Below are 20,185 nucleotides of genomic sequence, written 5' to 3' on the forward strand. Positions count from 1 at the left end.
CATTATGTGATTTAATATGTTGGTAGAAATGTTAACTATATGAAAAGTAGAGGTGGCGTAATTGACTAATAGTTTAGTATATTGGCCATTAACACATCCGCAGCGGCGCGTGATGAACATGGAAACATTTTATCCAGGAACACCGATCAATCATATTGGCGGTATCATTTTCGTCAATGGGCCATTGCAGCTCGATAAACTGAAGCAGGCCATTGCATCTTGTATCATGATGACAGAATCTCTTCGTCTCAAGCTAGTAGAGAAAGATGGTGAAACGCTTCAATACGTTGATCCAAACGCCGATAGCCCTATTCCTACCTATGAGTTTTCCACACATGAAGACATGCTAGAATGGGCCGAAAAAGCCTTCAAAACACCATTTCAATTAACAGAAACCTCTCTCGCCGAATTTGCGGTACTAAAAATCAGTGAACAACAATCCGGTTATTTCATCAAATGCCATCATACAGTAGCAGATGGATGGTCGATGAAAGTAATCATCGATAAAATTAGCCAGCTTTACACTGCTCTTACCCACAGCTCCTCTATCGAACAAGAAGCAGACAATCACTCTGTATTTATTGATAAAGAATCAAAATATATGAACTCCCCAAGATTTAAAAAAGATCAGCAATTTTGGAAAGAAGCATTATCTGATGTGTCTGATAGTTATTTGGTACAGGGAACTGACCAAATCAAAGGCCATCGGCAAAGCCATTATCTTGATCGACAACTCTCAGAACGAATCTATGAATTTATAGATGTCCATCATTGTTCAATCAACTCTTTATTTACTTTAGGACTCTTCGTCTACTTGCATAAAAGATACCAGCAAAAAGATTTTATTATTGGGACGCCAGTTCTCAATCGTTCCGGACAAAAGGAAAAAGCCACGTCCGGTATGACCGTGAGTACAATGCCATATCGAATGAAGATCGATCCTCATCTCTCTTTGTTAGAAAGTTTAACAGACGTTCAAAAAAGCTATAAGGCTTACTTCCTGCATCAGCGTTATCCCTATGATGCACTTGTCAAAGATTTAGAGCTTGCAAAAGCAGGGTATGATCAGCTTTTTCAAATCTATATCAACTCCTACAGCACAAATATGGTGCAGGAGATGGAAGGATACAAGGTTGAATACATAGAGCTTTACAATGGCTTCCAGCCATATGGCTTACAAGTTGCTGTGAAAGAATGGGATGAAAAAGGGCAAATCGAGCTTCAATATGATTACAAGATCTCAGATTACAGCAATGAAGATATCGACTTTCTACACGAAAGAATGCTTCTCTTTGTCGAAACGATACTCGCTCAGCCAAAGCAGCTGTTAAAAGACGTACTTCTCATGACAGAAGTCGAGACACATCGAGAGCTATATCACTGGAACGACACAGGCATGCTGTTTCCACAGAAACAAAAAATCCATGAATTGATCACAGACATGTCAACGTCTTCTCCTGATCGAATTGCACTTCAGGACGGATCTCATAGCATGACATACGGTGAACTTGAGAGAAAAACCAATCAAATGGCGCATTTTCTACAAACACATGGCTTACAAAGACATGACTTTGTTGCCGTATGTATGAATCATTCACCAGAACTTATTGTGCTGCTGCTGGGGATTTTAAAGGCTGGAGGCGCATATGTGCCGATTGATCCTGAGTATCCAGAGGAACGTATTCAGTTTATTTTGGATGACAGCCAGGCAAAGCTGTTTTTCACAGATGACGCATCTGCATACCATTTTAATGGCGATACGTACAATATCTACAACGTGTGGGATCAGTTCGCTCAGTATAATGCGGAACATCCATTCATTGGAGATGCTGAAGATGTCGCATATATGATTTATACGTCTGGCTCTACAGGACAGCCAAAGGGAGTCATGATTGAGCACCGAAGCTTAGTGAACTATATCATGTCTGCCAAAACACACTATACTGATTCATCAGATGATCATTTTGCCTTGTATTCATCCATTGCGTTTGATTTAACCGTGACATCCATTTATACGCCATTGGTCATTGGCAGTACCGTGATGATCTATCGTCAAGAGGATCAGCCAGGCTTTTTATTAGAACATATTTTGTTTGATCAAAAAGCGAAAGTCATCAAGCTGACACCAGCTCATATGGCACTGCTAACAGATGCTGCACTTTCTCAATCAGTTGTGAAACGGATGATTGTAGGCGGAGAACAATTATCGACCGCTTTGGCCAAAAGAATCACAGAGGCAAGTGATGGAAGGATATCCATCTTTAATGAATATGGACCAACTGAAGCAACCGTTGGCTGTATGATTCATCAATTCCATCAAGATGATGAAGGGGTATCTGTGTCAATTGGTGTGCCAATGCCCAATACAGAGATTTACCTTTTAGATGAGCATCAGCAAGCCGTGCTGCCTGGGACAGTAGGAGAAATCTATATTTCAGGTGCAGGTGTTGGCAGAGGGTATTGGCAAAGACCTGATTTGCAGGAATCACGCTTTCTGCCCAATCCATTTGTAAATGGTCGCCGCATGTATCGAACAGGTGATATCGCCAAACGAGCAAATGATGGAAAGATTGTTTACATTGGCAGAATTGATCATCAAATCAAGCTGCGAGGCTACCGGATTGAGCTCGGTGAAATTGAACTTGCACTGATGGCACTTGAAGAAGTTGATAAAGCAGCGGTTATTGATCTAACCGATGAATCTGGAGAAAAACAGCTGGCAGCCTATATTGAATTGAAAGAAAAACAGATGACGTCCTTTTTACTTAGAAAGAAATTATCAGATCAGCTTCCAGCTTACATGGTACCTGCCTATTTTGTTGTACTAGACGAGCTCCCGCTTACTCAAAACGGAAAAATCAATCGGACGGCACTGCCTGATCCATTGCTGTCTCAAGAAACAGCTGTTGAGTGGTCCAAGGAAACAGCGGACATTGAAGAGATCATCGTAGATACAGCAAAAGGCATCTTAGGGCATGAAACAATCGAACCGGCTGATCATTTTTATCAACTTGGCGGAGATTCCATTAAGGCGATTCAATTTATTGCGAAATTAAAAGACAAAGGACTCTATTTAAAAACCAAGGATCTTTTTACTTATCCCATTTTTAGAGAAATGGCACAAGTCGTTCAGCAGGAACCTGTCATACATATCTCACAAGAGCAAGCTGTGGGTGATGTGAAATCGATTCCAATTATCGAATGGTTCTGGTCCCAGCGGTTAAAAGATGAACATTTCTGGCATCAATCCATCATTGTTCATTCAAAGAAAAAGATGGATGAAACCATCGTGCAGGATGCTCTCAAAGAGCTCGTCATTCACCACGATGGACTAAGGTTAAAAGTACATGAGGCAACAAACACACTCTATTATGATGAAGACATTCAAGATATTCCGCTGATGATACACGATTTCACGGCATTGTCAGAAGAGAATGTGGAAGAAGCGTTACAAGAAGTAGGATATCAGATCAAGCAAAGGACTCATCTTTATCAAGGACCATTGATTCAGGCTGCGCTTTGTCAAACTGATTCTCAATCACATCTCATCTTTGCCGCCCATCATCTATTAGCTGATGGTATGTCTTGGCAAATTTTTGTGGAGGACTTGATTCAATTATTGCATGCAGAGAAGGTTACAGCAGAAGTACTTCCGTCTAAACCCCATTCCTATCAAACATTTGCCGAGCGGGTGAATCAGTATGCAGTATCAGAGAGTGTAAAAGAGTCGGTCAGCTATTGGCAAAAAGCGGTGCAAAATATACAGCCTCTGTATCCAGTTTCCTCAAATGAGGGATATGTCAGAGACGAAATCAAATTAACCAACGCATTATCAGTGGAACTCACGAATCAATTGCTCAATCAAGCGAATCAAGCGTATCAAACGCAGCCGCATGAACTGTTAATTTCAGCCTTGACGCAAGCCTGTTATCAGCAAACGAATCAAGAGCGGATTTCTTTGGAATTAGAAGGTCATGGCAGGGATGCAGTAGAGGATGAGATTGATGTATCTAGAACGTTTGGCTGGTTCACCACCATGTATCCTGTGAATGTTCAGGTGTCTGAATCTCTCTCGGATCACATACGAACTGTCAAAGAAACGATACGTGAAGTGCCAAATAAAGGTGCAGACTATGGGCTGTTGTCACTCATTAATAAGCAGCTTCCTCCTCATTCAGCGCCGCAATTACGCTTTAACTATCTAGGTGAAATTGATCAAGTGCTGAAACAATCATCTGATTATGAGATGTCTTACTTTACATCGGGGATGGATTCGTCATTGGATAATCCATTAACAACCGTCATCGATATGGTCGCTACCATCAAGGGCGGTCAGCTGATTTTTCATCTTTCTTTCAGCGATAAACAGCTGTGTGAAACAGACATGATGCAGCTATTGCAAGCGGTAGAGCAGCAAATTGAGCATCTTGTACAGCATTGCTTAGAGAAAGAAGGAATCGAATTTACACCGTCTGATTTTGAAACAGTGGATATGTCTCTTGAAGAAATGGATTCATTATTTACATGAGGAAAAATCAGCATGTTATCTACATTTCATTTTTATTAGCGGTCTTATGGATAAGCAGCTTTGCCGGGGGGACACATGCAAAAGCAGTGATTTCATCTAAAGCCGTTGATCAAGTGATAGAGGAACAGATGGAGCTTGGACGCATTCCAGGCATGTCCGTTGTGGTTGTGAAAAAGGACGAAGTGGTGTACCAAAAAGGCTTTGGTTATGCGGATCGAAAGAAAAAGAAGCAAGTGACAGCCAGCACTTTCTTTGAAATTGGATCTACATCAAAGGCGTTTACCGCTCTTGCGATTGTGGAGTTAGAGAAGCAAGGGAAACTTCATTTAAAAGATCCGGTGAGTAGCTATATTCCAGGTTTTTTTCCAACATACAATGGAAAGCCTCAGCGTTTAACGGTGGAGCAATTAATGCATCACACAAGCGGCATTCCCTTTCAATCCATTGCGCTTATCCAGCCAGATACTACAAAGGATGCGTTGAAAAAAACAGTTGATCAGCTGAAATCAATCGAGCTTAATCGTAAGCCAGGCAGTTCCTTTGAATATGCGACCATCAACTATGATGTCCTTGGTCTCATCATTGAAAATGTAACAGGAACATCGTATGAGGCTTATATGAAAGGACTGTTTAAAAGGCATCATCTTGACCAAACGGAGGCTGGGCTAAAACGGATGAAATCCGGCGCTGTCTCAGAAGGGTTTAAATTGCAATTCCTTGCTCCGCATGCTTATAAAGCACCAGAATATCGAGGCAATACTCCGGCAGGCTATATTGTGATGAATAGTCAGGATGTGGGGACTTGGCTGCAATATCAATTGACCGATTCAACTTGGTCTCGCTTTGTAAAAAATCCTGACCACTTAACTGTGAATGTCCCAGAAGAAGGGAAGCATGTCTATTACAATGCCGGCTGGTATATAGAAAAGGCACATGAGCAGGTAGACTCGCTTTTTCATGCAGGCTCTAACCCTAACTATTCATCATTTTTTCTGATCCAGCCAAAAGAAGAGGTTGCGATCGGAGTGTTAGCAAATATGAATAGCAGCTACACAGAGCAAACGGTACGTCTTATTGCCAAAACGATCACGGGTACAAATGAGGAAGTAGAGTCATCAATGGATCCTTTTCAGCTCATTGATCAGTTGAGTCTTGGTGCCACATGTCTTTTTATTTTGCTGCAAATAGTGTCTATCGTTCGTTTTATCAAATGGAAAAAGCGTGTAAGAAACGGCGCTTTCGTTCGCAGGGACATGTCACTTCGCGTCTGGCTGAAAAGTAGCGGCTGGGTGCTACTGCTAATTGGGATATTGCTCCTGCCAATCATTGTTGCGCAGCTAGCCTTTAATGGGCTGCCTTGGAAAATGACTTTTGTATGGGGACCTTCCTCTCTCATTGAATTAGCGATATCTTATTATTTGTTTTTCATTTGGTTTTGTACGATTGGTTTCATCAAAGGATTTATGGTGACATCTCCTGCTGGAAAGAGAGGAAAAAAAGATGACCGTCAAACAGATTTCGGGCATTCATCCTTATAATGATTTGTTTTATCGCAGCTGTTTTTTCAATTGCTTTTTTCCAATTGTGAAGCTGCATGAGCAAGAAGTTTCTCCATACTTATTAAATGATCAATTTGCCTACGGGCTTACAGAGCACGGCTTGCTACAGATTGACTGGATGTCGGCACACGATCCAGAAAAGATTATGAATTTACAAGGCATTCAAGTAGAAAAAATGACGTATTGTCCAAACCTCATTGAAAAGGTCAAGCAAGATGTGACGTGTGACCGCCCGGTAATTGTATGGGTAGACCCTTACGTTCAGCGAGGTAGAAAAGAGTATTTGACAACCCATAGCCGTCATTCCATTTTAATTACTGGATTCGATGAAAATCAGCAAATCTTTCACGTATTAGAGAATCGGCATTTAGATAATTTGTCTTATGAGCATCAAGTGCTGTCATTTAAAGATGTACAGAAAGGATATGACACCTTTCATGATCATTTTCAGCCGAATGATCAATTTCATTCCTATGCGGCCTTCTACTTTGATCCGGAAAAGCTCTCGACTGAGTTATTTGATCAAAAAACGACTTATTTCCTGAGAAATATGCATGGTCAGATAGACGTAATAGAAAAAGGAATCGCAGCTCTTGAAACATTTTATGAGCAGCTTCCGCAATGGGATGATATCGAGAAGCTCGTGGCGTCGTTCAATCAGATCATCAATACGAAGAAAGTAGAGCTGTATCGGCTGAATCTCATCAAAGGCGATCTACCTGAGCTGGTGGGATGGATGGAACGTATTTTAGCAGAATGGGAGAAAGCAAGGCATCAGGCAGCAAAACTCCTTTTTTCAGGTGAGATGTCTAGTAGGTACCAAGCCAATATCAAAGCTTCTTTAGAACAGATCATCCAGGATGAAAAACACTGGCTGGAAGCGTTGGCAATCAAATGCAAAAGGGAGTGTGGCGTGTCGTGAAGTTATTTTGCTTACCGTACGCAGGTGGAGCCAGTACCGTATTCAGTACGTGGAAATCTTATATAGACCGGTCGATAGAAATTCATGCCCTTGAACTCCCTGGGCACGGGACAAGAATGACAGAGCCTGTACTAACCGATTTACAGCAGGTCGCAGATGATCTTTATGTACAGGCGTCCTCCTCCTTAAAAGAAGGAGAGCCCTATGCCATTTTCGGTCATAGTATGGGAGCCGTCCTTGCATATGAATTACAAAAAAGAATGAAAACAAGGTTAAACAGAGAGCCTGTTCATGTCTTTTATTCTGGGCGCTTCCCGCCACATATTCCAGAAAAGAAAGTCTATCATCAGCTGTCAGATTCCAAATTAAAAGAAGCGATCATTGCGATGGGAGGCGTTCCTGAGGAACTTGCTGATAACCATGCAGTGCTTGATTTCTTTCTGCCGATTTTAAGAGCAGACTTTCAGCTTTTGGAGACCTATTTGTGTGATGAAGTCGTTCCAGCTGCTTGTCCAATTTCTATTTTTTATGGTACACGTGATTTGCCTTCTGTGCTGTTCGATTTAGACGATTGGGATCAATATACAAGCGAAGATTGTGCGTTTTTCGAATTCGATGGAGATCACTTTTTTATTCATTCATTCACAAATGAAGTCGTTGAAAAAATCAATGTCATTTTAAAGCGAATTGGAGTGTTGGAGAAATGAACACGAAGCACGTAGGCGTGATTGGAGCAGGTGTCATGGGGGCTGATATGGCATTAGACCTTTCAGCAAATGGCTATCAAGTCACATTAGTTGATGTCACAGAAGAAAAGTTAAACGAAGCGCTGGAAAAAATTAAGAAGACCTATCAATTGGTTCAATTTGTGAGAAAGAAGAAAATCTCATTGTCTTTAGAAGATGTATTGTCTCAAATCCAGCTGTCAACTTCACTTGAAGGACTACATGACGCGCATATCGTCATTGAAAATGTGACGGAAGATTGGGAGATTAAAAAACCTATTTATGAAGAGCTACGAGATATTTGTGCGAAAGAAACCATCTATTTTGTAAACACAAGCTGTATCTCCATCACAAAGGTAGGGTCTCTTATGCATCACCCTGAGAATGTCATTGGGGCGCACTTTATGAACCCTGTTCCTCTTAAAGCGTTAGTTGAAGTCATTAGAGGTAAAGCAACTTCTGATGACACAGTGGAAACGGCAAAAGATTTCTTGAAATCGTTTGATAAAACACCAGTTGTGGTGCATGATTTTCCGGGATTTGTTTCCAACCGTGTACTGATGCTGACAATCAACGAAGCGATTTGGGCGGTGCAAGATCAAGTCGCTACGCCAGCGGATGTCGATAAAATTTTCCGCGGAGGTTTCGGTCATAAAATGGGACCACTTGCGACAGGAGACTTAATTGGGCTTGATACGATTTTGAATTCATTGCTTGTTTTATACGAGAGCTACAAAGATCCGAAGTTCCGTCCATGTCCTCTGCTTGTCAAAATGGTTGATGCAGGCGAGTACGGCAAAAAATCAGGCAAGGGCTTTTTCCAATATGACATGTGAGAGGAGAATAACCAATGGCTAAGCAAATTAAGTGTGTTGTCTGGGATTTAGATCATACATTATGGGATGGAATTTTACTTGAGTCAGATGAAGTGACGTTAAAACCATCGATGAAGGAAGTACTAACAGAGTTAGATGAGCGCGGCATCCTTCTTTCTATAGCAAGCCGGAACGATGAAGCAGCCGTGAAGGAAAAGCTTTCTGCCTTCGGAATCGAACATTTCTTTCTCTATCCAGAGATTCATTGGAATGCCAAATCTAGTTCATTAGAGAGAATCAGCGAGCGCCTAAATATTCATAAAGATACCATTCTCTTTATTGATGATCAGCCATTTGAACGAGAAGAAGTGAAGGCTGTTCATCCAGAGATTACGTGCTGGGATGCAGTGGATTATCTGTCATTACTCACTGATGATCGGCTGCGTCCAGTCTTTATCACAGAAGATGCTAGACGACGCAGAAGAATGTACTTAGAAGCGGACAAAAGGCAGCAGGAAGAAGAGAAATATGAAGGGCCGCCTGAGAAATTCTTGGCGTCTTTACATATGAAATTCGTGATATCAGAAGCAGGAGAACAAGACCTCCAGCGCGCTGAAGAATTGACCGTCCGTACCAATCAATTAAATGCGAGCGGGAAAACCTACGATTATGAAGAGCTTGATTTCTTCCGTCAATCAGATTCTCACTTCCTGCTTGTCTGTGAACTTGAAGATAAATTCGGTTCCTATGGAAAAATTGGACTCTCATTAATAGAAGAAACAGGTGACACATGGCATGTCAAACTGCTGCTTATGTCTTGCCGCGTCATGTCTCGTGGTGTCGGGACCATCTTACTCACAACGATTTTGCAAGAAGCGAAAAAGCGAGGAAAGCGGCTTGTCGCTGACTTTAAACAAACCGACCGAAACCGCATGATGTACATCACATATAAGTTTGCGAATTTCAAAGAAATTGAGAAAGGGGAGGACGGCTATATCTTGTTTGAAAATGATTTAAGCATGATTCAGCCTTTCCCAGAATACGTAGATGTCAATATTGAATTAAATCAGAAAGACCCAGCCAAACAATAAAAAAGCGAAAAGCGAGGAGATTAAATCATGAACCTACACGAACAAGTAAGAGCCTATATCGAGCAAAATCTAGTGGTATTTGATGAGGAAATTGAGCTTGGAAATGATGATCATATTTTTGAACAAGGCTTTGTGAATTCTCTATTTGCGATGAAACTAGTGAACTATATCGAGCAAGACTTTCAATTCCAATTAGATAACGAAGACCTCGACATTGCTCATTTTAGTACGGTCAATCGCATTGTCGCCTTAATTGAGAGAAAACAACAGGGGGCGGCTCTTCATGAAAACAGCTGAACAAACGATTAATGCCGTTGAAGAAATTCGCCAGTATTGCGATGAACATATCCGTCCGTTTGCCAATGAATTCGATGAGACGGAACATTTGCCAGAGTCACTGATTCGAGATATGGCAAAAAGAGGCTACTTGGCAGCAGGTATCCCATCTTCCTATCAAGGGCTAGGGCTTGATCCAATCGCATATGGACAGTTCACGGAACAAGTGGGAAAAGCTTGCTGTAATGTACGCACATTATTGACAGTGAATTCACTTGTAGGAGAAGCCATTCTTCGTTATGGAACAGAAGACCAAAAACAAGGCTGGCTCGTTGAATTAGCCAAGGGAGAAAAAATCGGAGCCTTTGCTTTGTCAGAGCCGAATATTGGTTCAGATGCCAATCATGTTGAAACAAGCTATCAAAAGGAAGGGCAATCCTATGTATTAAATGGGAAGAAAAAGTGGATTTCCTTTGGAGCGATTGCCGATTTCTTTATTGTGATTGCAAGAGACGGTGAACAAGTCACGGCATTCCTTGTCGATCGAGATCAGCCGGGTGTAGAGATTGAGAGGATTACAGGAATGATGGCCAACCGAGCGTCATATTTAGCGGAAATCACCCTCGATCATGTTCAGGTTCATGAAGACTGTGTCTTAGGACCAGTTGGAGGCGGATTTAACCATGTGGTGTCACTCGCATTAGACCATGGAAGATACAGTGTTGCTTGGGCAGGGCTTGCCATCGCACAAGAAGCCGTTGATTCTCTTGTCACGTATTCGCGTAAAAGAACACAATTTAATGAAAAATTGTACAAGCATCAAATGATCAAAGGCATGATCGGAGATGCGGTGACCCAGCTCCATGCAGCGAGAGCCTTATGCCTAAAGGCTGGGGAAATGAGAGAAGCGAATCATCCTGATGCGATCACTGAAACATCCATCGCAAAATATTTCACCTCTAAAATTGCCGTTGACATTACAAATACAAATGTCCAAATTCATGGCGGAAGTGGATTTAGCCGGGAAAACTCAGCTTCAAGACTATATCGTGAAGCAAAAGTGCTTGAAATTATTGAAGGAACTTCGCAAATTCAGCAGCAGGTTATTGCTAACTATGGTTTACGCCATTATTTCGTGAAACATTCTTAGAGAGAAAGGAGATGAGCCCATGGCTTTACAGCCGCAGAAGCTGGATAAACAGAACATTGAAAATATGTTAGGTATCACTACGATCCAAGAAGGACTGCTGTTTCATCATTTAATGGAACCGAACGGAACAGCTTATTTTGAACAACTGCTGATCGAAATAGACGGACCAATAGATCGAGACATTTTTGAACAATCATGGACGAATGTCACCAAACAGCATGAAATGCTTAGAACATTGTTCAGATGGCAGGAACTAGCAAAACCAGTACAAATTGTGCTGAAGGAGCATCAGCCAGACATTCGATATCGTGATTTCACGCAAGCGAAGGAGCCTCTTCATGTGCTGAAAGAAGAGGTGACGGCACAGAACCGAGAAGAACGCTTTGATCTGCATGAAGTCCCATTCCGCCTGACGTTATGTGAAGTGAATGATGAAGTCAGCTGGGTTCTCATTAGCTTCCATCACATTTTATTGGACGGCTGGAGCCTAGGGATTGTATTAAGCGATTGGATGAGTGCATATGAGCGCTTATCGAATGGGGACAAACCTCTTCTGGAACAAAGACCGTCCTACCAATCCTTTGTTAAATGGCAGCAGAAAAACCTTCAACAGACAGAAGCACAAGCCGCCTATTGGAAAAATGTTTTCAACGGATGGAGTTATGCAGAACTGCTTCCGAAGTCAAGCGGCGCATATGAACCTTCAGAAGTGTTTCATCAATATGAACATCAAGTGGATCCTTCCATTGCGGAGAGCTTGAGCAAATTCACAAATCAATATGACGTGACGCTGGCATCTGTGATGTATACGCTGTGGGGAGTTTTGCTATCTAAGTATGCGAACCAAGATGATATTGTCTTTGGGACAACAGTATCAGGGAGAAATGCAGATGTCCCTCATATTGAAAAGATGACTGGGCTGTTCATTAACACTTTACCGCTGCGAGTCTCATTCGAACAGGAGCGGCCAATTCTTGAACAGATGCAGGAGGTGAGCCGTGAGATCGCTGTAAGAAATGAATATGAACATACCCCACTATCTGACTTAAAAAAATATGCAGGAATGACTGCAGAGCAATCATTATTCGATTCAATCGTCGTCATTGAAAACTATCCACTAGATCAAATGCTCACGAAAAACGATCAGCCAATTCGTATTCGTGGATTTGAGATGACTGAGCAGACAGAATTCGATCTCACGCTTAGTGTTCAGGCGTTTGATGATCAGCTGCACTTTTCATTGGTGTATAACCCTGTCAGCTTTTCAGCTGAGCAAATCGAAAAGTGGTGTCAGCATTTTCTTCATCTCCTGTCTGATGCCTGTGCACATCCGCACAAATCTGCTGCTCAACTACAGCTGCTATCAGAAGAAGAGAAAGAAAAGCAGTTAGCGGTCTTTCAGCAATACGGCGGAGCAACACCTAGCCATGAGCCAACGGTGATTGATCTATTTGAAGCACAAGTGGAGCGAACGCCAGCGGCAGTCGCAGTTGAGTTTGGCGATACGACGGTTACATATGAACAACTCAATAAGAGAGTGAACCAGCTCGCACATTATTTACAAAACAAAGGAGTCAAACAGGAGCAGCGTGTCGGCATTTTAGCAGAGCATTCCATTGAAATGGTGATAGCATGCTTATCGATCTTAAAAGCTGGCGGTGCTTACGTGCCGATTGATCCTGAATATCCGCAGGAACGAATAGAATATCTATTAGAAGACAGCGGAGTAGAATGGCTCTTAACTCATCCAATGAAAGGGCTCACCTATGCCTATCATGGAGAAAAAATTGATATCACGCAGCCGGATCTATACACCGGACCATCAGACAACTTGGCACAAGCCATCACCTCAGACCAAACAGCCTACTGCATTTATACATCAGGAACGACCGGAAGACCAAAAGGAGTACTCATTCATCATCTTGGCTTAGTCAACTATATTGATTGGGCGAAGCAAGTATATGTTCGAGGAGAAACAAGGCATTTTGCTTTGTATACCTCACTGTCCTTTGACTTGACGGTTACTTCTATTTTCACGCCGCTCATTTCAGGAAATACCATCATGATTTATCACCATGAAAACCGGCAGCTACTTGTCGAAGACATCATAAAAGACAACCGTGTACATGTGATGAAACTGACACCATCTCATTTACAGTTTATTAAGCATTTGTCTTTCCCAGACAGCCAAATGAAATGTTTCATTTTAGGCGGAGAGCAGCTGGAAATATCTTTAGCGAAATCCATTCAGCAGTCCTTTCCGCAGCCAATTGAAATTGTGAATGAATATGGACCAACTGAAACGGTCGTTGGCTGCATGATTCATCGATATAACCAGGACATTGATCAAGACGTGTATGTACCGATTGGAAAGCCTGCACAGCATACGGATATTCTTCTGTTTGACAGACATATGAATCTCATGCCGGAAGGAGCCGTCGGTGAATTATATATTGGCGGAAAAGGTGTCGCAAAAGGCTATTTGAATCGCCCAGAACTAACCGAAGAAAGATTTGTCGATCACCCTTTCCAGCCAGGAGAAAAAATTTATAAAACAGGTGATGCAGCGCGCATTCTCCCTAATGGTCTCATTCAATTTTTAGGTCGAAATGATGATCAAGTGAAGCTGAGAGGCTACCGGATTGAAACTGGTGAGATTGAATTTTGGTTGAATGAACAGCCAGGAATAAAAGCAGCAGCTGTTGTTGTAAAGCCAGATGTTTCTGGTACACCATGTTTGGCCGCATATGTTGTCACGACAGCCATACTTGATCAAGCGGCAATAAAACAAGCGTTGGCTGATCAACTGCCGGATTATATGATCCCAACTCACTTTGTTCAATTAGACGATATGCCGCTGACTGCCAATGGCAAACTAGATAAACGAGCTTTACCTGCTTTAAAACAGGCGCAGCAAACGAAAAAACAGGCGGGCTCTGACTATCTTTCTGATACGGAGAAAGTCATTCAAGCCATTTGGAAAAAGGTGCTCGGCTTAGATGAGGTAAGTGTTCATGACAAATTCTTTGACATTGGCGGGCATTCACTCAATTTGATCCACGTCAATCAACAGCTCGCTAAGCGATTGAATCAAAGCATTCCAATGGTCGAAATGTTCCGCCGCCCAACGATTAGAGAGCTTGCCGCATATTTAAGCGGCGATTCAGAGCAGACAGCGGCAGACACGCAGCCTGTAAAACAAAAGATAAGAAAAGCCAATGAGCCGATTGCCATTATTGGAATGGCTGGTAAATTCCCAGGTGCGAAAAATGTTGAGGCATTTTGGCGAAATTTGAAGAATGGAGAAGAATCAATTTCCTTCTTTTCCGATGAAGAACTGCTTGAAGCTGGTATTGACCGCCAAACCTTCGAGCGATCCGATTATGTGAGGGCAAAGGGTGTCATTGATGGACCTGATTTATTTGATGCATCCTTCTTCGGCTATTCGCCAAGTCAGGCAGAAATGATGGATCCTCAAATACGTCTCCTGCATGAATACGCCTATAAGGCGCTGGAAGATGCGGGGTATGTACAAGAAGATTATAGGGGGAAGGTCGGGTTGTTTACTGGGTCCACTTCGAACTTCCAATGGATTCAGCGTTTTGCCGCTTCCCTTGATAGCAGCATGTCAGAGCTGTTTGAAGTGGGTTCACTCAATGATACGTATACCGTCAGTACAAGAATTGCCCATAAATTGAATTTGAAAGGACCGGCGCTTACGCTGCAAACCGCTTGTTCAACTTCCTTGGTCGCCTTGCATTTGGCCTGTCAATCCATTGCAAATGGTGATTCAGATGTAGCTCTTGCGGGAGGTGTGTCGATCCTGCACCCAGTGAAATCAGGCTACGTTTATCAGCAGAACATGGTGAAATCAAGTGATGGCCACTGCCGCGCCTTTGATGATCAAGCAGATGGAACTGTTGGCGGAGATGGTGTTGGTCTTGTTGCTTTAAAAGCACTTAGTGAAGCCATAGAAGATGGTGACCATATTTATGCGGTTATTAAGGGCTCTGCCATCAACAATGATGGTGATCAAAAGGTTGGTTTCAATGCTCCGAGCGTCGAAGGACAGACACGTGTCATTCAGGATGCCCTGCATCAAGCAGATGTTTCACCAGATACGATTGAATATGTGGAAACACATGGAACTGGCACATCACTTGGTGATCCGATTGAAATAGAGGCGCTCACAAAGGCTTTCGACACAGAGAAAAAACAATTTTGCCGCATTGGGTCTGTGAAAACAAATATTGGACATTTAGATGCAGCGGCAGGAGCAGCTGGCTTGATCAAAGCTGTGCTTTCGCTTCAGCATCACACATTTGTACCTAGTCTTCACTTCAAAAAAGCCAATGAAAACATTGCATTTGAGCACAGTCCTTTCTTTGTAAACACTGAGCTGATCGACTGGAAGCAGCCAGCTTCCCATTTGCGGCGGGCGGGGGTGAGCTCATTTGGAATGGGTGGAACGAATGCACATGTCATCTTAGAAGAAGCACCACAAAGAGATCGTCAGCAAATGCCTCGTTCTGCTGAGCTGCTTGTTCTTTCAGCCAAGAGCAAAACGAGCTTGGAACGAATGAAAGACAAACTCGCAAGCCAAATAGAAAACACACCTTCTATCAATTTGGCAGACGCAGCTTATACCCTGCAAACAGGAAGACAATCCTTTGGTTTTCGTCAGGCATTTGTTGCGGCAAACAGAGAAGATGCTCTAAGAGTATTAACAGAAAAGCAAGGCAAGGGCATTGGAAAGCTCATGCATTCGCATGTGGAAAAGCAAAAGATTATTTTTATGTTTTCTGGACAAGGCAATCAATATCTCAATATGGGATTAGATTTGTACCGGGAAGAGCCTTACTTTAAGAAGCAAATGGATGCTTGTTTTCAAGCATATGAAGAAGCAACAGGACGAAGTCTTGCCCGTATTCTGTACCCATTAGCAGCTGAAACAGAAAAGGCACGTGAACAATTGGCAAGTACTCAATATGCACAGCCAGCCATTTTTGCCATTGAATATGCCTTATCCATGCTTTTCATTGAATGGGGCGTTCGTCCTGATGCAATGATCGGCTATAGCTTTGGCGAATTAACGGCAGCCGCCATATCAGGGCTATTCAGCTTAAAGGACGCAATGTCCATGGTCGCCTATCGTGCGAATGCGATGCAGTCGTCACCAGCTGGCGTCATGATGAGTGTTCCATTACCTGAGACAGAGCTAAAACCGATGCTTCCAAACGATATTTCTCTCGCGGTTGTCAATGATTCATCATGTATCGTGTCAGGTCTAGAAGAGGCGATAGGTGAATTTGAACAAGAGCTAAAAAGCAACAGGTTGATGTGTATGCGATTAGGTGGAACCATTGCCGCCCACTCACATGTCATGAAGGAGGCAGCGGAGCAATTCGGAGAAAAATTAACGCATATTAACGCCAAGTCGCTTCGTATTCCATTCATTTCGAATCTGTCAGGAGATTGGATGACAGATACGAGTGCGAAGGATATGTCTTATTGGAAAAGGCATATGACCGATACAGTTCGCTTTGCTGAAGGCATCACAAATATTTTACAAGAGGACAATATTCAACTAATTGAGATTGGCCCAGGACAAGATTTAAGCGTGATGGTCAACCGGTCGCTGAACGGCCTGAATCAGCATGTATGTCATGTGTTAAGACATGCAAAACAAGATGTGACGGATACTGAATTTTTACTTGGTCAAATTGGACGTCTATGGACAAACGGATTATCTATTGATTGGGATAGGTTCCATTTAAACCGTCAGCCGAGGAAAATGCCGCTGCCAACGTATGCATTTGATCAAACCTCCTATTGGTATGATGCAGCAGATCGTGTGAAACAAGACAAACCAAAGCAGTCTGGACGAAAGCAGCAAATGGATGAATGGTTCTATACCCCTCATTGGGAAGCCGATCTTTTACCTTGCGTGCCATCAGAAGATACGTCTGGCGGAGCCTTGCTTTTGTTTGCAGATCCATCTGCTTTTGGAGAGAAGATTGCGGCTGAGCTCCTGACGAAACGGAACGAGTCCGTAGTGGTTCGTAAAGGAAATGAATTTACGAAGCATGACAAAAAAAGCTATACCATTCGGTCACATGAGCCATCTGATTATGAAAGGCTCATATCAAATCTGGCAGATGATGAAATCAACGTGTCGAAAGTTTGTCATCTATGGGGGCTTGCAGAAAGACAGTCATCTCAAACGGAAGAAGAATGGGTGAAGCAAACGCAGCAAGATGCTTATTACTCCTTGCTTTATATCGGCCAGGCACTGAAAAAATATGTGTTGGACCAAAAGGTATCGATTACAGTTCTTTCCTCATTGACGTATGCCGTTGGCGGTGAGCCTGTACTTTATCCTGAAAAAGCGATCCATCTAGGGCCTGCGATGGTGATTTCACAAGAAACACCGAATTTACGTTACCGCATTCTTGATATTGATCGCCCAGTGGAAAATGGGGTTCAAGAAAAGAGATTGCTAAAGCAAATAAGCGATGAGCTAGACCGAGCGTATGGACAGCTTCTCACGGTCTATCGACGAAATAAGCGATATGTGAAAAAGTATGCGAATAGTTCAGTTCCTGAAACAGGACAGGCTCATTTGGCTAAAAAAGATGGTGTATACATTTTAATTGGCGGACTTGGGTTTATTGGATTGAATATCGCCCAGACTTTGGCCGAGCAAACGAAGGGAACATTGATCTTAACGAGCAGGTCTGGACTCCCTGATAGAAGCAAGTGGCAAGAATGGCTGTCTACGCATGATGAACAGGATCCAACAAAGAAAAAAATCCAAAGGGTAATGGCGCTGGAAGAGACAGGTGCAGATGTTCTCATTCAGAAAGTAGACGTTCGTCACAAGGAAGATATCCAGCAATTGATCAACACAGTGGATGCATCATATGGGCAGATCGATGGCGTGATCTATGCAGCTGGAGTGACAGGCGACCAATCTTTCCAGGTGATGGAGCAAACAGATGTCACTTTTTCGGAGCCGCATTTTGAAGCGAAGATGAATGGTGTGCTTCATCTTGATGCTGCCTTAAGTGATCGATCCCTTGATTTCTGTTTTGTCCTGTCATCTTTGTCACCGATCTTGGGCGGACTCGGTTTTACAGCCTATACAGCTGTGAATCATTTCATCGATGCGTACGTGTATGAACGCAATCTACGTTCAGAAACACAGTGGTCTGTCATTAGCTTTGACGGCTGGGAATTTGAGCAAGGGAAGCAGCTTGATCTTCCAATCGGAGATGATGTCACCGAAACGTTAATTACAGAAAAAGAAGGAAGAATGATCTTTGAACGATTGCTTTCGCTGGATCAAGTGGAACAAATGGTTATTTCGACAACATCTTTACATGATCGTATTCACCGATATGTAGACCGTTTATCCCTTAAGGATGAGAGCGGCGGAGAGCATGAACAAGATGGCAACCTGTATTCTCGACCAGCGCTTTCCACGAATTATGCGGCACCAGAAACGGAGCTGGAGAAGGCATTAAGTCAACATTGGCAAGCATTCTTTAAGATTGATGAAATTGGCATAGATGATCATTTCTTTGAAATGGGTGGAGATTCTCTAAAGGCGATTACCTTCATTGGTATCATTCATCGTGCATTTAGTGTAGAGCTGACGCTGCCACAATTTTTCCAAATCCCTACGATACGATTAATGGCAGCATATATCGATCAAGCAGATACTGCTGCTTATCATGCGATTGAAAAAGCCGAAGTGAAGGAGCATTATCCTCTGTCGTCTGCGCAAAAACGGTTGTATCTCATGCAGCAAATGGATGTAAACAGCACAGGATACAACGAGTTTAAAGCGGGACGAATCAAAGGGAAACTCGATATTAGCAGGTTGGAATGGGCATTTCAGCAGCTCATTAAGAGACACGAAAGTTTGCGGACAGCGTTTGTACTAGAGAATGGCGTCCCTTATCAAAAGATTGAAGAAGAGGTACCATTTGCAGTCACATTATTTGACCTCACTAACGGATCGAAACAAGGATCTGAGGAAGATCAAAAACAAGTGATTGATCAATTTTTGACTGCCTTTACGTTAAGTGAGGCTCCATTGATGAGAGTCGGTGTGATGAAGCTGGCAGATGAGGAATTCGTACTCATGCTGGACATGCACCACATTATCTCAGACGGTCTTTCTCAAGATATTTTGGTCAATGACTTTATGCAGTTATATGACGGCAGGACGCTCGAGCCTCTTGCTCTGCAATATAAAGATTTTTCAGAATGGCAAAATGACCTGCTTGCATCAGAAGCACTGAAAGAATCGAGTGATTACTGGAAAAACCGGTTAGAAAGTGCCCCGCTACTTGATCTGCCAACAGATTTCGATCGGCCAGAAGTGAGACAATTTCGCGGCGGACATTATACGTTCCGTATAGAAGAAGCGGAGCTGAACGCGTTTAAGCAGGTGATTTTACAGGAAGACGCCACACTGTTTATGGGCTTGTTAAGTGTATATCAGATTTTGCTTCACAAATTAAGCGGACAATCAGATATCACGGTCGGGGTTCCGGTAGCAGGGAGAAAACAAGAGGAGCTGCAGCAAGTGATCGGTATTTTTGTCAATATGCTGCCACTTCGTTTGTATCCTAAAGCAGAGCTGACGTACCAGCAATTCCTGCAGGATGTGAAAGCACATGTCATCGATGATTTCGGACATCAAGACTATCAATATGAACAAATGGTTCAAGACCTCCAGTTAAGCCGGAGTGTCAGCCGGAATCTATTGTTTGATGCTGTGTTCGCCTTGCAAAATATGAATCAGCCAGAACTGAAGGTAGGCGGTTTAACCTTTAGTGATTATCCGTATGAGACAGGAACGTCACGCTTTGATTTACTCTGGATTGCGTATGAGCAGGAAGACGGTCTTTCTTCAACGATTGAATATAATACTGAGCTTTTCACAGAGGAAACCATCGAGCAGATTGCGGGCTTGCTGAAAGACATCATGAGGGCTGTTTCAGTAGATGCTGTAAGAATAGAGGAGATCGAACTGACTTCTTCATTCAAGCAATTAGATGACGTATCTCTTTTCGAATTAGATGACTTGAAAATATAAGTAAAGAGGT

Annotated in this window: 9 protein-coding genes; all 9 read left to right on the forward strand. The window is 42.7% G+C overall.

Annotated elements, in window-relative coordinates; all coding sequences use genetic code 11:
• Positions 1-61: 61 nt before the first annotated feature.
• The 9 genes from MKZ05_RS03515 to MKZ05_RS03555 are packed head-to-tail and all read left to right on the forward strand — an operon-like array spanning position 62 to position 20,175.
• On the forward strand, positions 62-4,528 hold the full coding sequence (locus MKZ05_RS03515) for an amino acid adenylation domain-containing protein (RefSeq protein WP_339161405.1): 4,467 nt from the start codon (positions 62-64) through the stop codon (positions 4,526-4,528).
• Positions 4,525-6,066 (forward strand): serine hydrolase domain-containing protein, encoded by a 1,542-nt coding sequence (locus MKZ05_RS03520; RefSeq protein ID WP_339161408.1) that lies wholly within the window; start codon positions 4,525-4,527, stop codon positions 6,064-6,066. Before MKZ05_RS03515 ends, MKZ05_RS03520 begins: the two co-directional genes overlap by 4 nt.
• Positions 6,029-7,009, forward strand: coding sequence for a C39 family peptidase (locus MKZ05_RS03525; protein ID WP_339161409.1), 981 nt, complete (start codon positions 6,029-6,031; stop codon positions 7,007-7,009). Before MKZ05_RS03520 ends, MKZ05_RS03525 begins: the two co-directional genes overlap by 38 nt.
• The gene (locus tag MKZ05_RS03530; protein WP_050945731.1) at positions 7,006-7,716 is read left to right on the forward strand and encodes an alpha/beta fold hydrolase; all 711 of its coding nucleotides are present in this window, start codon (positions 7,006-7,008) and stop codon (positions 7,714-7,716) included. Before MKZ05_RS03525 ends, MKZ05_RS03530 begins: the two co-directional genes overlap by 4 nt.
• Positions 7,713-8,570, forward strand: a complete 858-nt coding sequence (locus MKZ05_RS03535; RefSeq protein WP_003214220.1) for a 3-hydroxyacyl-CoA dehydrogenase family protein — start codon at positions 7,713-7,715, stop codon at positions 8,568-8,570. The genes MKZ05_RS03530 and MKZ05_RS03535 overlap by 4 nt, the downstream gene beginning before the upstream one ends.
• Before the next feature lie 14 nt (positions 8,571-8,584).
• A complete protein-coding gene (locus MKZ05_RS03540) occupies positions 8,585-9,640 on the forward strand; it encodes an HAD-IIIC family phosphatase (RefSeq protein ID WP_113386809.1) in 1,056 nt (351 codons plus the stop codon).
• A gap of 27 nt (positions 9,641-9,667) precedes the next feature.
• Positions 9,668-9,937 carry an acyl carrier protein gene (locus MKZ05_RS03545; RefSeq protein ID WP_050945733.1) on the forward strand — a complete coding sequence of 90 codons (270 nt, stop codon included), beginning with the start codon at positions 9,668-9,670 and terminating at the stop codon, positions 9,935-9,937.
• The gene (locus MKZ05_RS03550; RefSeq protein WP_339161412.1) at positions 9,924-11,066 is read left to right on the forward strand and encodes an acyl-CoA dehydrogenase family protein; all 1,143 of its coding nucleotides are present in this window, start codon (positions 9,924-9,926) and stop codon (positions 11,064-11,066) included. Before MKZ05_RS03545 ends, MKZ05_RS03550 begins: the two co-directional genes overlap by 14 nt.
• A gap of 19 nt (positions 11,067-11,085) precedes the next feature.
• Positions 11,086-20,175, forward strand: a complete 9,090-nt coding sequence (locus MKZ05_RS03555; RefSeq protein ID WP_339161415.1) for an amino acid adenylation domain-containing protein — start codon at positions 11,086-11,088, stop codon at positions 20,173-20,175.
• Positions 20,176-20,185 lie beyond the last annotated feature (10 nt).

The organism is Bacillus sp. FSL M8-0277, from assembly GCF_037975305.1.
Lineage (GTDB): Bacteria > Bacillota > Bacilli > Bacillales > Bacillaceae > Bacillus > Bacillus pumilus.

Excerpts from the sequence above, each read along its gene's own strand:
- MKZ05_RS03520 (WP_339161408.1), top strand. The coding sequence starts at position 4,525 with ATGAGGAAAAATCAGCATGTTATCTACATTTCATTTTTATTAGCGGTC.
- MKZ05_RS03525 (WP_339161409.1), top strand. The coding sequence starts at position 6,029 with ATGACCGTCAAACAGATTTCGGGCATTCATCCTTATAATGATTTGTTT.
- MKZ05_RS03535 (WP_003214220.1), top strand. The coding sequence starts at position 7,713 with ATGAACACGAAGCACGTAGGCGTGATTGGAGCAGGTGTCATGGGGGCT.
- MKZ05_RS03540 (WP_113386809.1), top strand. The coding sequence starts at position 8,585 with ATGGCTAAGCAAATTAAGTGTGTTGTCTGGGATTTAGATCATACATTA.
- MKZ05_RS03545 (WP_050945733.1), top strand. The coding sequence starts at position 9,668 with ATGAACCTACACGAACAAGTAAGAGCCTATATCGAGCAAAATCTAGTG.
- MKZ05_RS03550 (WP_339161412.1), top strand. The coding sequence starts at position 9,924 with ATGAAAACAGCTGAACAAACGATTAATGCCGTTGAAGAAATTCGCCAG.
- MKZ05_RS03555 (WP_339161415.1), top strand. The coding sequence starts at position 11,086 with ATGGCTTTACAGCCGCAGAAGCTGGATAAACAGAACATTGAAAATATG.